This is a genomic window from Chryseobacterium rhizosphaerae, assembly GCF_003385455.1.
Classification (GTDB): domain Bacteria; phylum Bacteroidota; class Bacteroidia; order Flavobacteriales; family Weeksellaceae; genus Chryseobacterium; species Chryseobacterium rhizosphaerae.
In genome coordinates, this window is the sequence record NZ_QNUF01000048.1 from 1 (window position 1) to 16187 (window position 16187).

Annotated in this window: 13 protein-coding genes and 3 tRNA genes; 9 read left to right on the top strand and 7 right to left on the bottom strand. The window is 36.8% G+C overall.

The genetic code is table 11. The annotated features are described in order from the left end of the window. The 4 genes from DRF57_RS22770 to DRF57_RS22785 form a co-directional block, all read right to left on the bottom strand. A partial coding sequence (locus DRF57_RS22770) for a GIY-YIG nuclease family protein (RefSeq protein ID WP_133297560.1) occupies window positions 1–239 on the bottom strand: 239 nt, incomplete at its 3' end. A 49-nt stretch (window positions 240–288) separates the two neighbouring features. Beyond that, window positions 289–362 (bottom strand) — tRNA-Arg (locus DRF57_RS22775). Between the two features lie 42 nt (window positions 363–404). Then, window positions 405–479, bottom strand: a tRNA-Pro gene (locus DRF57_RS22780). 14 nt (window positions 480–493) lie between these two features. After that, a tRNA-Ser gene (locus DRF57_RS22785) sits at window positions 494–578 on the bottom strand. Window positions 579–713: 135 nt separating this feature from the next. Between DRF57_RS22785 and DRF57_RS22790 the strand changes: the two genes are divergently transcribed. The 8 genes from DRF57_RS22790 (at window position 714) to DRF57_RS22825 (ending at window position 12289) form a co-directional block, all read left to right on the top strand. Further along, window positions 714–1739 (top strand): N-acetylmuramoyl-L-alanine amidase, encoded by a 1026-nt coding sequence (locus tag DRF57_RS22790; protein WP_115921033.1) that lies wholly within the window; start codon window positions 714–716, stop codon window positions 1737–1739. Between the two features lie 73 nt (window positions 1740–1812). Next, window positions 1813–3213, top strand: coding sequence for an aspartate ammonia-lyase (aspA, locus tag DRF57_RS22795; RefSeq protein ID WP_047494455.1), 1401 nt, complete (start codon window positions 1813–1815; stop codon window positions 3211–3213). 78 nt (window positions 3214–3291) lie between these two features. Continuing rightward, window positions 3292–4146 (top strand): glycosyltransferase, encoded by an 855-nt coding sequence (locus tag DRF57_RS22800; protein ID WP_115921035.1) that lies wholly within the window; start codon window positions 3292–3294, stop codon window positions 4144–4146. 101 nt (window positions 4147–4247) lie between these two features. Next, window positions 4248–5294 (top strand): hypothetical protein, encoded by a 1047-nt coding sequence (locus DRF57_RS22805; RefSeq protein WP_115921037.1) that lies wholly within the window; start codon window positions 4248–4250, stop codon window positions 5292–5294. 213 nt (window positions 5295–5507) lie between these two features. Beyond that, window positions 5508–8204, top strand: coding sequence for a TonB-dependent receptor plug domain-containing protein (locus DRF57_RS22810; RefSeq protein WP_228450395.1), 2697 nt, complete (start codon window positions 5508–5510; stop codon window positions 8202–8204). Window positions 8205–8222: 18 nt separating this feature from the next. Then, window positions 8223–9566: a DUF4876 domain-containing protein gene (locus DRF57_RS22815; protein ID WP_084087854.1), complete on the top strand. Its 1344-nt coding sequence runs from the start codon at window positions 8223–8225 to the stop codon at window positions 9564–9566. 34 nt (window positions 9567–9600) lie between these two features. Further along, window positions 9601–11145, top strand: a complete 1545-nt coding sequence (locus DRF57_RS22820; protein ID WP_228450396.1) for a DUF6850 family outer membrane beta-barrel protein — start codon at window positions 9601–9603, stop codon at window positions 11143–11145. Between the two features lies 1 nt (window position 11146). Next, complete coding sequence (locus DRF57_RS22825; RefSeq protein WP_115921043.1) at window positions 11147–12289, top strand: cytochrome-c peroxidase; 1143 nt, start codon at window positions 11147–11149, stop codon at window positions 12287–12289. Window positions 12290–12453: 164 nt separating this feature from the next. On the opposite strand, the gene DRF57_RS22830 is transcribed toward DRF57_RS22825, so the two are convergent. The 3 genes from DRF57_RS22830 to DRF57_RS22840 form a co-directional block, all read right to left on the bottom strand. Continuing rightward, entirely contained in the window at window positions 12454–13932 is a 1479-nt protein-coding gene (locus DRF57_RS22830) for a lipopolysaccharide biosynthesis protein (protein WP_115921045.1), read from the bottom strand. A 9-nt stretch (window positions 13933–13941) separates the two neighbouring features. Next, entirely contained in the window at window positions 13942–14736 is a 795-nt protein-coding gene (locus tag DRF57_RS22835) for an FkbM family methyltransferase (protein ID WP_047494474.1), read from the bottom strand. A 329-nt stretch (window positions 14737–15065) separates the two neighbouring features. After that, window positions 15066–15728, bottom strand: a complete 663-nt coding sequence (locus DRF57_RS22840; protein WP_115921047.1) for a DUF2461 domain-containing protein — start codon at window positions 15726–15728, stop codon at window positions 15066–15068. Window positions 15729–15896: 168 nt separating this feature from the next. Between DRF57_RS22840 and DRF57_RS22845 the strand changes: the two genes are divergently transcribed. Further along, entirely contained in the window at window positions 15897–16079 is a 183-nt protein-coding gene (locus tag DRF57_RS22845) for a bacteriocin-like protein (protein WP_047494478.1), read from the top strand. The last annotated feature ends 108 nt before the right edge of the window (window positions 16080–16187 follow it).

Sequence of the window (16187 nt, forward strand, 5' to 3'; positions counted from 1 at the left end):
ATGAGTGTTTGTATTTTAGATTTGCTTTTCCAAGCCTTTATTTCTCGTTCTCTTTTGTATGCCGCAGATTTAGAATCAAAAACTTCATGATAAACGATCGTCCAGTCTTTGGCTTTTGCTGTAAATCCTTTATGTTCAGACAGATGTTTTCTTAGCCTTTCCTGTATATCTTCACAAGAATGACCAATGTAATATTTTTCTAAGGATTGAGAATAAAGTATGTAGCAGCAGCAGCACATGAAACTAATATAAAACAAAAAACTCACAATAAAAATTGTGAGTTCGTTGTGAGCGCGAAAGGATTCGAACCTTTGACCGTCTGCTTAGAAGGCAGATGCTCTATCCAGCTGAGCTACGCACCCTTAAAAGTTGATTTTGCTTATCGAATAAGCTTCATTAAAAAGTCGGGGCGGCAGGATTCGAACCTGCGACCTCCTGGTCCCAAACCAGGCGCGATGACCGGACTACGCTACGCCCCGAGATATATAGAGTGCGGAGGGTAAGGGATTCGAACCCTTGCGACACTTTCGCGTCGACAGTTTAGCAAACTGCTCCATTAACCACTCTGGCAACCCTCCTTTTTGTTTATTTTTTAATGATCGTTGTTCCGTTATTGCGAGTGCAAATATAGAATAGATTTCTTTATTTACCAAATAAAATTCAAGAAAAATTTATGTATTTTTGAAGTAATAAATCATTAAAAAACTGAACAAATGCGTAAGACATTATATATCATCGGATTAAGCACTTTTGTTTTTTCATGTACTTCTCAGCAAAATGTGAAAAAAAATACTTACAAACCGAAAACCCCCGTATCACAGCCTAAACCGGTCGTTAAAACAACAAGTCCGGAAGCTCCAAAACCAAAAATTGTTTCTGACCGTGGGGTAGATTTTTTTACGACTAATATAGCAGACCCTGCAAAAAATGATAATACGGCAAGTTACGGTTCAATTGTTTCTGCAAAGCCGGCTGGATATAAAGTGGTAAAGACTTATTTCCCTGCTATTGCACAAAATTTCAGACAACGTTACTTAATATTACATTATACAGCACTTCCGGATGATAAGTCGATTACAGTGCTTACCCAGCAAGCTGTAAGTTCACATTATCTGGTAAACAATACCGGAGATAACGAGATTTATCAGCTGGTAGATGAAAACAAACGTTCTTATCATGCAGGAGTAAGTGCATGGAGAAATGATAAAAACCTTAATGATACCTCCATAGGAATAGAGATTGTAAATGCCGGATACACTACAGATGCAACCGGGAAAAGAATATTTGCAACATTCAGTGATGAGCAGGTGAGAAAAGTAGCTGCTTTGGCAAAAGACATTGTGACCAGATATCAGATTCCGGCCACCAATGTGCTGGCTCATTCGGATATCGCGCCTACCAGAAAACAGGATCCGGGACCTATGTTTCCATGGAAAAAGCTTTATGATGAGTATCAGCTGGGAATGTGGTACGATGAAACGGCAAAACAGAATTTCTTCAGTATTGCACAGGCAGATTTTGCAACAAAATACATCGACCCTACTTTTATTTTCCAGACCCAGACTGCATTGCAGAAATTTGGTTACGCTTTAGATCTTAGCGGAAAATGGGATGATGCAACCAAGAAAACAATTGAAGCTTTCCAGTACCATTACCGTCCTCAAAATTATGACGGAATTATGGACGCTGAAACATGGTCTATACTTCAGGCATTAATTCAAAAATATCCCGTAAAATAAAGTCAAATTAAAACGCATCGTTTAGATGCGTTTTTGCTATCTTTAAACCATCAAAAACAGTAAAATATCTGTAATGGAAAATTTCAGGAAAGAGAGCGATCTGTTAGGGGAACTGAATGTACCTTTAGACGCTTATTATGGGGTTCAGACACAAAGAGCAATCAACAATTTTAAAATTTCGGGGCAGCTTTTGTCTTCGTACCCGGATTTTATTAAAGGCTTAGCTTTTGTAAAAAAAGCAGCGGCAAAAACCAATTATGAATTGGGACTTCTTGATGAAAGCCTATATTTCAAAATAGCAGAAGCTTGTGATGAAATTGTTGGTGGGAAATATCATGATCAGTTTCCGGTAGATATGATCCAGGGTGGAGCAGGAACTTCAATCAATATGAATGCGAATGAAGTAATTGCTAACATCGTGTTGGAAAAGTTAGGAAAAAATAAAGGAGAATATGAATTCTGCTCTCCAAATGATCATATCAACCTTTCCCAATCCACCAATGATGCCTATCCTACAGCCATTAAAATGGGATTATTGCACATGAATATCGGTCTGGTAGAAAGACTAGAGAAAATTGTAGCAGCTTTCCGTGCTAAAGGAGTTGAATTCCAGGATGTCATCAAAATGGGACGTACTCAGCTTCAGGATGCTGTACCCATGACTTTGGGTCAGGAATTTGAAGCCTATGCAGCTACGCTGGAAGAAGATATCTCCAAATTGAATAACAATGCCAGTCTTTTTGTAGAGGTCAATATGGGAGCTACAGCAATTGGAACAGGTTTAAATGCTCCGGTAGGCTATGCAACCCTTTGTGCTAAGAATTTAGCTCAGATTACCGGGTTCCCGGTTATTTCGGCACCGGATCTTGTAGAAGCTACACCGGATACAGGTTCTTATGTGATTTATTCATCAGCAACGAAACGTCTTGCTGTGAAGCTGTCAAAAATATGTAACGATTTAAGATTGCTTTCCTCAGGACCAAGAGCTGGTCTTTTTGAAATCAACCTTCCTCCAATGCAGCCTGGATCATCTATTATGCCGGGTAAAGTAAATCCTGTTATTCCGGAAGTTGTGAATCAGGTATGCTTTAAAGTATTTGGAAATGATCTTACCGTAACATTTGCCGCAGAAGCAGGACAATTACAGCTTAACGTAATGGAGCCGGTACTTTCGCATGCAATCATGGAGAATATCAATTTCCTTTGCAATGCTTTGGATACACTTCGTGATAAGTGTGTAGTAGGAATTACTGCCAATAAAGAAGTGTGCTTAAATATGGTAAAACACAGCATCGGTATCGTAACAGCACTTAACCCTTATATCGGTTATAAGCAGTCTACAGAGATCGCTAAAGAAGCATTATCCTCCGGAAACAGCGTTTATAATCTTGTTTTGGAGAAAGGAATTCTTTCTCAGGAAAAGTTAGATGAAATTCTGGATCCGAAAAATATGCTGAAACCGCATAACAAATAATATCAATCAATAAGTGATAAATGATGTGAAACAATCGCAATCATTTATCACTTATTATTCATTTTTTATAAAATAGTAGTGAGGTTTTTAATCATCATTCCTGCCCATAACGAAGAAAATAATCTTTCATTTACTTTGGATTCTTTACAGCAGCAAGGCAGTAAAGATTTTAAAGTCGTTGTGGTTAACGACGGTTCCACAGACCGTACTGCTGAGGTCATCCGGAAATATACTGAGACTGACCCCCGCTTTGAAACCATTAATCTTCAAAAATCTGAGCATCAGCCGGGCTCTAAAGTGGTTCATGCTTTTAAAAACGGTTTGCAGAAACAGTCTATGGATGATTTTGATATCATCTGTAAATTTGATGCAGATATTATTCTTCCTGAAAATTATCTGGGAACACTGGAAACAGCCTTTGCCGCTAATCCTGCTTACGGATTGATAGGAGGCTTACTGTATGTGGAGAAAGACGGACACTGGATATATGAAGGGAACTCCAATAAAAATCATGTAAGAGGCCCTATGAAGGCTTACCGAAAAGAATGTTTTATTCAGATCGGTGGCTTAAGGGAAACATTAGGCTGGGATAATATAGATTCTATACTTCTTGATAACCTTGGATGGAAGGAAGTAGTTCTTCCGGAGCTTCAGGTAAAACTTATTAAAGTGAAAGGAGCTGACTATACCATACGGCCTGCCGATTACTATGGGAGATATTTTTATTTTCTGGGTTTAAACAGATTCCTTGCCTATATTGCTTCCTCCAAAGAGGCGATGAAAAGTAAATCACCATCATTTTTCTTTGATATTATTTCATCTTACGAAAACTGCAGATCAAAAAAAATGGAGCTGAAGATCACAAAAGAAGAACAGAAAGCCGTAAATGATCAGCGTTGGAAAATGCTGAAAAAGAAATGGCTTAAAATGTAAAGTAAAAAGATATATTCAATAGAAACAGGATATAGCCTGTGTAATAAAAAAAGGAAAAATCACCCGCTTTAGCTAAAACCTAAAAAGATCTCCAGCAATTCATGAAAAAAATAGCCTATATAGAAATTGATACCCACGCAGAAATAGCACAGGCTTTCATGGATATCATGAGGGATACTAAGGATTTTACCGTAGATTATTATTTTTCAAAAAAAATTAAGGACCAGATCAGTAAAAATGATGAGGCTGTATTTCTGTCAGACAGCTCCATGATCTTAGACCAATTGAAGGATAAAGGATATGATCTGATTATTATTGGAACGGTTCACCGTTTTTTTAATACATTTTTGGCCATAACAAAGAAATACAATACAGCAGTTATTGCTCACAATCTCAACTTTAGCAAAGCCTCAAAGCTGGATCTGGTAAAAAGTGTCTTTAAAAAAGATGTGATTTACAGGCTCAAGTTATGGCTGAAAGAAGGATTGTTCTATTCTTCTAAAGTATATCAGACCTCAGGAGCGCTTTTGGTCCTGGATGAGGCTATGAGTTCCGAAAAATATCAGTTTTTATCCCTTTTTTATACAAAGGATTATCGTGCTGCTGAAAACCAGGATAGGGTTGTTGTTATTCCCGGCGGTGTATCGCAGAAAAGAAGAGACTACCGTTATATTTTTAAAACAATTCAACATTCTGAAACCAACAAACCCTGCGAATTTGTATTCCTTGGAAAAGCAAAAGACAGTGAATTAAAAGAGTTGGAAAAACTGTCACAAAAATTACCGGAAAATATCCGCATTACTTACTTTTCAGAAAGAGTTTCTGCTGAAGATTTTGAAAAATGGATGCAGAAAGCAGATGTCCTTTGGTGTCCCATTCAGGAACATACTGAATTCTTCAGCCTAAAAGAAACCTACGGAGTCACAAAAATGACGGGTAATCTAGGGGATGCTGTAGCCTACGGGAAATGGGCTGTTTTTCCTTCCGGTTATCCCTCAAAACTCGATTTTATTATTCCTGAAAAAGAAAATATTCTGGATCAGCTGAATGAACTTACGCATCTTCATTTTGATTTTCAGAAATATTATAACAAAATAGAAATTCAGAAAAAAACAGAACAAATTTTATTCAGGCTTATTTCTAAATAACCCGATCTGGTAACAATATTTGCATACAAAAAGAAGCTCTCACTTACGGTAGAGCTTCTTTTTTAGTATATAATATGGTTTTTCACGGCGTAGTGTATTAATTGATTAAATCGAATTTTTTTATTGTAATTATTGCAGAAATGATAAATTTCAATGTTTAATTATTTTTATTTAGAAAAATTATAAATAACTTCGCGCTCTAATTATAAAAAATTGAAACGAATTGTATTAAGCGCAGCCCTATTTATAGGGTCTGTTACGATTTTATATGGTCAGGAGAGGAAGATTGACCTGAATGCCGGGACTTTTGAAGTTAAGAAATGCGGAATGATCTACGCCAATAAAAATGATATTACCTACACCGGTGGATGTGAAATCATTGTAAAGCAACCTGGGCAAGCTCCTAAAACTATTTTTTTAAAGAAGAATGAAAAACTTGTTGTTAAAGACAAGAAAGCGGCGATAGTATACACAGATGTTGTTTCAGATATTAGAATAGATGGAATAGAACTTACCGCGAAAAAGAAAAACTTCTCTGAAATAGAAATCAAGCAGGAGGCTCTTCAGAATATACAGTCATTTTCTATTGGTGATGTCCTTCAGCAATTGCCGGGACAGTATATACAGCCTTTTGATAATGCAAAATTTAAAAATATTGTCTTTCGTACAGCGAGTGGAGCTTCGATAACATCGAGTTCTACTTCCTTAAGCGGAGATGAGGCCGGAAACAAAGCTTTTGGGGTACAGGTGATGGTGAATGACATTGCATTGTCTAATAATGAAAATATGCAAAGCTATAATTCTGCCTATGGCTCACCATTCGGAATTGGTTTTACCACGACAGCCGGAAAATCAGGTACTTTGACTCCGGCACAACCCAATTTTGGAGTTGACCTGCGTGAAATTCCCACAGAAAATATTGAAAGTATAGAAGTCATCCAGGGAATTCCTGATGCTAAATACGGAGATCTGACTTCCGGGCTGATTAAGGTAACCACATTTGCCAAAAGATCTCCTCTGCGTCTGGATGCCTCCATCAGGGAAGGGACCTATCAGCTGGGGCTTACCCGTGGATTTTCTCTGAAAAATGATCAGGCCCTGAATGTGTCGGCAGACTATATGAATTCTATTGTTGATCCCAGGACAAGCCTGGTAGGCTATGATAGATTTAGCAGTAATATTCTTTGGGGAATTAATACATCCAACATAAAAAATAAACTTTCTTTTGCTTTCTCTCAAAATACGAGTAATGGGAAAAAAGATCCTGACGATCTTCAGGGCATTGTACTCAGCAGTAAGAATAAGAGCTTTTCATTAAGTAATAATTTTAAATATGTTTTTAAAGGCAATAAAAAAATATTTAGAAGTATTGGAGCCGATATGGGACTGAGCTATGCCACTCAGCTTACAGAAAGAAAGTATTTTCTGAATCAGGGAGCCCGCCCCTATGGTAATGCCATGGAAAATAGTGTCTACTACGCTCCTTATACTCCGCCAAGTTATGAAAACATGACCTACGTGGACGGGAAACCGATAAATGTTTACCTCAATGCAAGTGCTGATGGCGTATATGCTACCTCTAAAAAATGGGTTCATTCCTATTCTGCGGGATTTAATTTCAGATATGGAGACAACCTTGGAAAAGGAAAATATGGTACCGCCGGGCAATTCTCTACGATTGCCTCTGCCGGAGGAACGGCAAACGGAGTAAGAGATTATAATTATCAGGATAATGTATTGGCTACTACTCAATATGCCTTTTATGTGCAGGATAATATTTTTAAAAGATTAAACAACAAACATGGAATAAGGGCTAACCTTGGATTGCGTTATGATATTCAAAATGGAAAATCAACCCTGTCTCCAAGAGTAAATACCTCATATCAGATGGGGGATCTTACCCTTCGTGCGGGAGTAGGACTGACATCCAAAGCTCCTTCACTGAACCAGCTGTATACAGGACCAAGGTATTTTGATATGCTATTGGGAGATTACCGTATTCCGGGGTATTATACCGTTGGAATTATGCAGACAGTGGTAACTCCGGGAGATAATGTAGATCTTAAACCTTCAAAAAGCTGGAAAACAGAATTTGGAATAGATTACAGACTGCCTTTTGCTACCATAAACCTAACCGGATATTACAATAAACTTTTTGATGGCTTCAGCACTATATCCGTAGCAAAAATGATGGATAAAGCCAAAGTGGAAATAACTGCAGTGGGAACTGATGTCCCTACTTTTGAAATCGTGGGTAAGGATACATTCTATTATTTACAAAACAGGATTACCAACGGTTATGAATCTACCGATAAAGGATTAGAGCTTATGGTATCTTTTAAAAAGATAGAAGCACTGAACCTGATAACAGGTTTTAATGCCTCTTATGTAAAAACGAAGAGTAAAAAGAATGAAGGTATACCGACAATAGCAGCCCTGCCTATTCCGGATCCTGCCTTTCAGTATGGACTGTATAATGATGCCTATTCTAATGCCAATATGGCAAGAGCCAGCTTTAGTTTTGATTACCACCTGCCATCTTCCGGATTGATTATAGGGCTCCGCACAGACCACTTTTTAATCGATGAAAGAATAACATCCGGCAGAAGTATTTACCCTATCGGATATATAGATCCGCAGCTTAACACCGTGATGATTCCGGAAGGAGAAAGAAGTGACCAGAAATATCAGACCCTTTTCAGAAAAGCCTCTGAAGAATCTTTATCCGGTTTGGGGAAGAAAACACTACACAATGTGCATCTTCGGGTTACAAAAGATTTCTTAAGCGGTTTCAGAATTTCTATATACGTCAACAATGTTTTCAACCTTAAGGCATACAATGAATACGGAACGCTTTATACCAACTTTAGCCCTGCATCTTTCGGAGCTAATATTTCATATAAATTTTAATAAAAGACTTTTTGTACTATGAAAAATATAATAACTTATTTGTTTTTACCTCTTCTTATACTTACAGGATGTAAAAGAGAAGATGATTTCGGTAGTGGAAGTGATCTTCAGCCAGTACCATTTACCATAGCAGCTAAATATGATGCAAAGCTGTCAGGTAAAGAAGCTGTGAATGCCAATATTATTCTGGAAAATACGTCTACGGGAGATAAAATTATTGGAAAAACCGATGTCAACGGAGAATTGAAATTTAATGCTATTCTTCCCGGAACCTATACCATTACTGCAGACATGACGATGTCTAAAGAGGATTATGAAGATACGTTTGAAATCCCTACGATCAATCCGGAAGTGTATTTCGGTGGAATGCAGGAAAAAGTTATTGTTAATGTCAATGTTTCTGCAGCAGTGATCACCCTTTCTTCAGGCAGGATAGAAGATCTTGTCATCAAGCAGGTGTATTATGCGGGTTCTTCCACCACGGAAGCGGCAAGTTTCAGAGACCATTTCCTGGAAATTTATAATAATTCTAACGAAATGATATATGCTGACGGTTTATATGTGGGACTTCTGGAAGGAAATACAAACAGTAATGTTACTTCGTATACTTTACCTAACGGGCAATATGACTGGAGTAAATCCACAGGAAACACTATCGGAGGAAGTGCTAATACAGATTTTGTATATGCCAGTACCATCATCAGAGTTCCGGGAAGTGGAAAAGAGCATCCTATTCTTCCGGGAAAAAGCATTGTGATTGCCCAGACAGCACTTAATCATAAGGCTCCGTATGATGATATTAAAGGACAGTCTGTGAGCATAAAAAAACCGGAAGAGACTATAGATCTTAGTGGAGCGGATTTTGAAACCTATCTTGGAGATTATTTTACAGCTAATGGAGGAACTCCTTATTTGTATGACATCCAGAATATAATGGTTCCGGATATGGAAATTGTGCATTGGGCACTGAATTCCAAGGATATGCTGCTGGGAGTTACTTCAAGACCTGCATTTATTGTTTTTAAAGCTACACCGGGTGAGATTGCTTCTTTTACAAAAGTACCGAGTCCTAAAAATTTAAATGGAGCATTGTTCGTAAGAATTCCTAAAGAGATTATTATTGATGGGGTAGATACTACAGATAAAGAGCAGAAAGCTCCGAAAGATCTACCGGTAAGTATCGATGCTACAAGAGCTTTCATAAAAAATGATGCAGGATCACCTTATCCGGATTACAGTTCTTATTCCATCATTCGTAAAACAAAAGAAATTATCAAAGGCAGAGTGGTTCTGATGGACACCAATAACTCACAAAATGACTTTACAACTATAAAAGCGAACCCACGAGGAAATGCACAATAATTATAAAAATAGACTATCACTCAATACATACCTAATGGTACTCCTGTTGTTAATAACGAATCAAAGCTTATTCTCCCAGGATACCAGGCTCGATAGTATCGATATCAGCACAGTAGAAAAAAATATCAGGCTGGAAAATCCATACCTGAGTTTCTTTCACCCATTGGATTTCTCTGCGACATCTTTTAATTATTCGGTTAATAAACAGGGATTTAAAAGAGTTCAGTCCCCTGAGAAATCCGAAGGTTTTAATTTCAATTCACAAGGTGTATTTCAGCTTTCTCCGAAGGTGGCGCTTTCCGGAAGACTTAATGCTGTTCGGGAAAAAGAACACGCCGTTCCTTTTATCTTAACGGAAGAAAGAACCACCAATCAGTCCTTTATCCATAATCCGTCCTATTTTTATGCTCCACGGGCAGCAGATTGGTTGAAACAGGATTATAATATTTATGGAGTATTGGCATACAGACCTGTTAATTTTCTGATTACCCAGTTGGGAGTGGAGGGTAACTTTATAAAAGCGTATAGAGATGCTGATCCCCGCCCGAAAACAGACCATTATGTGTATAATATATTTTCAAAAATTGGTCTGAACTGGAAACAGCATAGCCTTTTTGCAAAAGGAAAATATTTTAATGATTATAGGGCAAACGACATTATGTACGTCAATTTGAATACCAATGTTCCTTCCAGTGACAGTGTATATATCCGTTATAATGAAGGATATGGAAACCAGTACAAAGGAACCCTTTATTCTTCCACCGAGTATAAGTCTGATGGTTATATCTGGGGAGGGGAGTATGCATTCAATAACAGAAATATTCATTTCAGTGCCGGATATGATTATCAGTATTTTATTGAGCGGTTTTATAAAGTATATACTTATAAAGATACTGACAATCAGAATTACAGAGTTTATGATAAGTATTCAGGATTAAGAACTGATAAACACAGTGTGTATGCCAACTTTTTAGGGCGGTTTAATGGATGTAACTGGGCTTCGAGATTTGATTTCTGGGATCAGCTGGATGATAATTTTAATTATGAACTTAAGTACAGAACTTACAGGCTGCATCAATACCAGCTGGGATGGAATAATAGTGTGAGTTGGTTTAATTCAAAAAATGAATCTCAGAAAATTCGTCTGGATCTGTTGTATGGACGGAATAATGTGAAGGATATTTCGGTTGTCCTGAACAGGGAGATTAATTATTTCCAATATTGTGCAGGGTATGAAAAGGAATTCCGAATCAATGCTGATGATAAACTGGCAGTAGGAGTGGATCAGTATCTCTATCTTCCTGTTCATAAAAACTTTGTATACACTCCTTATGAAAGTAATAAAGAAAATATATTTGTACAGAAAATTGCTATTCCGGATTATGCTTATGATGCTTCTGAAAAGCTGGGGCTTACCCTTAATCTGAAGTATAAAATGAACAGAGGGAAGATCCGATATGAAATGGAAGGAGTTTTAACACAAAACTGGCTTGCTGCCAATGAATATAAACAAGCGGTATCAGGCTATAATGGGAATGCGAACTTTATTGCTAGTTTTGCACTGAAAGTATTTTATTAAAATGAAGGAAAGATATCTGGCAATACTCGCTATTGCATCAGTGATGATAATGTCTGCCTATACTTCGAATGACCCCACAGGGTATACGGTTACAGAACTGCGCGAAATGTATGGAAGCGGAAATCAGGCTTTATGGCCTAAGCTCTCCCTTTTTGATGAGGCTAAAGAAGGATTTCAGGATATAGGAGCGCTCCCTAAAATGGAGTTTCCTGCAGATAATCCCTATTCTGAAGATAAAGCAGAATTGGGGAAAATGCTTTTTTTTGATCCTCGTTTATCAGGCTCCGGGCAGATTTCCTGTGCCAACTGTCATAATCCGGATCTGGGCTGGGCCGATGGTAGCAGGGTCTCTTTTGGTCATAACAGGCAGACCGGAACCAGAAATGCTCCTACTTTGGTGAATATAGGGTATGCTAAAACCCTATTCTGGGATGGAAGAGCAATGACACTGGAAGAACAGGTGAAATCTCCGATTGAAAATCCTGTAGAAATGAATCTTCACTATAAGCTGGCGACAAAAAATATACGTAAGATAAAAGGTTATAGAACTTATTTTGAAAAAGCATTCGGAACTAAGGATGTTACTGAAGACAGGATTTCCCAGGCGATTGCTACTTTTGAAAGAACGTTGGTGAGCCCTGCCTCCCGTTTTGATAAATTTATTGGAGGAAAGAAAAATGAACTTACCGATGCTGAGGTCAACGGACTTCATCTATTCCGTACTAAAGCGAATTGTATCAATTGCCACAATACCCCTTACTTTTCAGATCAGAAATTTCATAATCTCGGTCTTACGTATTATGGCAGAAAATATGAAGATCTTGGAAGGTATACGGAAACCCTGAAAAATGAAGATGTAGGAAAATTTAAAACACCTACCCTGAGAGAGGTTACAGACAATAAACCTTATATGCATAACGGTCTGTTTCCGGAACTAGCCAATGTTGTGATGATGTATAATGCTGGAATGGGAAGAGAAATACCTAAAGCCAATCAGGTGAACGATCCGAAATTCCCTCATAAATCAGGGATGATTGTCAAGCTGAACCTTACAGATGATGAGGTTTTTGATATCGTAGCTTTTTTGAAAACACTTAACAGCTATAAATATAAAATGAGGCCCCCTGAACTTCCCGCTCAATAACACGCAGAGATGATGCATTCAGAAATAAATAAAAACGCTCCGGACGGAGCGTTTTTTGTTTTATATGATAGTATTGGATTTAATTGAAGTAGAAGATTGACATTCCTGATATTGTAGCATTGTTTTTTAAGCTGTGCTGTATCTAAAATTATATCTTAGCCTTTCTATTTAAATTTGAAAACACTCTTAATGAACCTCATATTCAGATAATCTTCAATAGGGAATATCTTGGTGAAATAGTTTCCTATATAAATCAATATCAATACAACGGTCGGTTTATAAATCAGATTGATAAGATTGCTATTGAAGTTAGGAAGAACAATAGCTACGGTAATTGCCAGAGTACAGATAATGGAAACGAAAATCATCTCAATAGTCAGAGGTGACACCTTAAACACGATATAATTAAAGATGATTTTAATGATATTGTAAACAGATAATGAAATAGCGGTAGATAGGGCAATTCCAATGAGTTTCAGATCTGTATTTTTTATGAAATAATAATTCAGCCCAATGGTTAATCCTGCTAATAAAAGCATTACCAGAATATTGAATCGGTAATATTTTGAGAGAGAAATAATATTTCCATTGAAGCCGGTTGCCAGATCTATTAAAACGGCAGATCCCCAAATCCAGACTACAGGCTCATATTCTCTTAACATAGTCCCGTTTTTTGGCATAAACTGAGTCAGGTAAGGAAATCCCACCATAATGCATGAGAATAATACTGCTCCTAAAAAATATAAAGAGAGCGAGGTTTTTTTGTGAAACCTGTCCAGCTCTTCCATATCTCCGTCAGCAAGTGTTTTGTTGATAATAGGGGCCGAAATATTAAATAATCCCAACTGGGGAATAGAAATCAGTGAAATAAGGGCGTACAGTACAGAATAAATTCCTACCTCTTCCATTCCCATAAATTCACCAATCATAAAACTGTTGATGGCCAGGTAATTTCCGAAAGTCCCCAGAAATCCGAAAAAGCTGTAGTTGAAAAACTTTTTCCATAAATCATCTTTCTTAAAATAATCTGTATTAAAATCGAGATGTATCTTTTCAAGCTTGTTCGTATAATAGATGTACCCAAAAAGCATTAAAGTAAAGATTCCGAAAAAGAAGGCAAAAGCAACTTTTTGAGAAAGAGCAAAATAATAGAATAAACAAAAAGCGCCCAGATTGGCTATTTTGGGAAATAGATTATCAAAGATATTGGAAACTACAATTCTTTTATAGTTGGAAGTGTACTTATTGAAGATAGCGCAGAACGAAAGAATCAAAATTAATGGAAGAATCATTTCTTTGATCTTCCATGCTTCCGAGTGTCTGAACTTTGGATAAAAGTAAGGCAGTACAAAAAACACTGCCGAAAAAATGAGAAAATTAACAAAAACAGTGAGCAGTGATAATGAAAGCATATTCTGCTTCTTACCGTCTTTTTCTACCGAGTGAAAAAACTTTACATTAGAATAAGAAATACCCAATACTACAAAAGGAACCAACATTTCGGCAGTAGGAAGGATATAGCGAAGTTTTCCGTAAAATTCAAAGTCATTGGGGAAGATGAATATTGCGGAAACCGTGCCCAGCAAAAAACCAATATAACCGATAATGGAATATTTGAAGCCTTGTCTCGCTACTACGCTCATAAAGTTGTTTTAAATGTTTTTAGGTATAAAAATAATATTGTTGATATACTGAGTTTTATTTTTTTCGTCACTTGTATTTTGCAGTAAAATATCCTCTGTAAGTGTTTGCAGTATAAAGCTGTCTCTGTTAAGATATTGAGCTTCATATCCCCAGCTTTGCACTTCAGAGATTTCATTCCATATAGGCGTTTGGTGGTGTCTTTGTTCCATTTCAACCATTAAGGTCGGTCGGAACTGTCTGATGGTTTCTTTTGCTCCCAGAAGAGTCTTTATCTCATTTCCTTCAACATCTATTTTGATGAAATCCAGTTTGTCAAAATGTTCCAGGGCAGCCCAATCATCCAATTTAATAACCTTCACTTTTTCAGTAAGGCTTTTTTCTTCCCCTTTTTCCTTATAAGAAGTATTTAAGGTTCCCCGGGAAGCAATTGTTTTTCCATTAATGACAGGAACTTTAAATTCAGCTGTCGTATTTTCGTCAGAAAGGGCCAACGGAAGAATCTGCATCGTGGGAAACAGTCTTTTAAGACGCTGGTAAAGCTTTTTATTAGGTTCAAAAGCATAAATATGCTCATGATCCAACTTGTTTTCCAACTGATAAAGGAAAGTTCCTACATTCGCACCAATATCCAGAATTACAGCATTCTTTGGAAGGTATTCCTTGATCCATACCAGTTCCGGTTCTACATTGCGTTCCGAAAAATTATTTTTATTAAGATTGTTTAAGGTCTTAAAATATCTTTTTTTGTAGAAATTCGGACTTATATATTGTAGTTTTTCTGCAATTTTTTGGTATAAAGACATCCTTAGCTTTTTGACGAACAGCAAAGATAAGCAAAAATGTAAAACTTATCTTAAAAAATGTTAAATATAATAGGTTGATTTTCAGTGGATAGTATTTCCGGATAGTTTTGAGGAAAAATGAGATATAACAGGTTTTTCCTTTGTCCGGGAGACTGCTCTGGCTAATAAACAGCTTGTTTTAAAGATTCTGGAACAGCATAAAATGATAAAGCATAGCTGTTTTTTCTCCCCAATATTACCTGTCAGGCATATCAATGGGAGGTAAAGAGAATTTTGCAGTATCTGTAAGAATTTAACAGAACTGTTTTATCATGCAGTTTCCGGATTGGTTATACAAAAGGTGTGTTCAGAAAATCATTAAAAGGTTTCATGAGGCTAAAGATCTTTGTCAGATTTTGCACCGCTTTTTTATCCAGTAGTTCTTCATCTTTTAAATGGTAGAGTACGATAAAGTTTTTAAGTTTCAGATATTCTGCCATAGGATCTTCCTTTTCAAAACCCTGAGGCACTTTCTTAAGTTTATCACCCTGATCAAGTTCTGGAAAATGCTTTTTGAAATCTTTATGATTTAAAATTTTGAGAAAGTCATCACCATACAAAGAAACCTCCTTTCTTACTTCTTTCAAAACAGAAGATTCAGGCATGTAAATTCCACCGGCTAGAAATGATTTCCCGGGTTCAATATGAAGATAATATCCTCCTTTCTGGCTTCCTTTACCCATTCCTAAAGAGGCTCCGAAGTTGGATTTATAAGGAACTTTATCTTTTGAAAACCTGGTGTCCCTGTAAATTCTGAACATGGCTTTTTTAGGATCTATTTTAGCCAGATTCTCATCAAAACCTGACATTTCTTTGATTAAATCTTCCAGGAAAGAAATCACATTCTCCTGTGATTCCGTATAGAGACTTTTATTCTCATTGAACCATTCGCGGTTATTGTTGTTGGTCAGCTTTTTTAGAAATGTAAGTGTTTCCGGTTGTATTGTATTCATTTTGTGAGATTGGATTACTAAGGGTTGCAAAGAAAGATGATCTGCCGATTTATTTTTAAACGAAGTTAAAAAATAAACTTGCGTTTACCAAAAATTAAACTGGAGTTCACGAGGTAGGGAATTTTATTTTTTAGCTTTGAGATACCAACTTATTACAACGTACATACTATGAAAAATCTGAAAAAAATCTCAAGAATGGATTTGAAAAAGTTACAGGGAGGAGCAGCTGCATATAGCTGTGGATCTTACTGCAGTAAAGTAGGAGAACAATGTGGAAATTATCTTTACGAGTGCTATTGTCAGGCACTTAATGGAGATCCTACATTTTTAAGATGCGTGCCTAATCATTAATTGTTAGAAAAGGTAACTTAAGGCTGTCTCACAAAAAAGACAGCCTTTATTTTTAATTATTGTATTATTGAACTAAAATAATAATTAGAAGAGATTGAATTTTAAAGA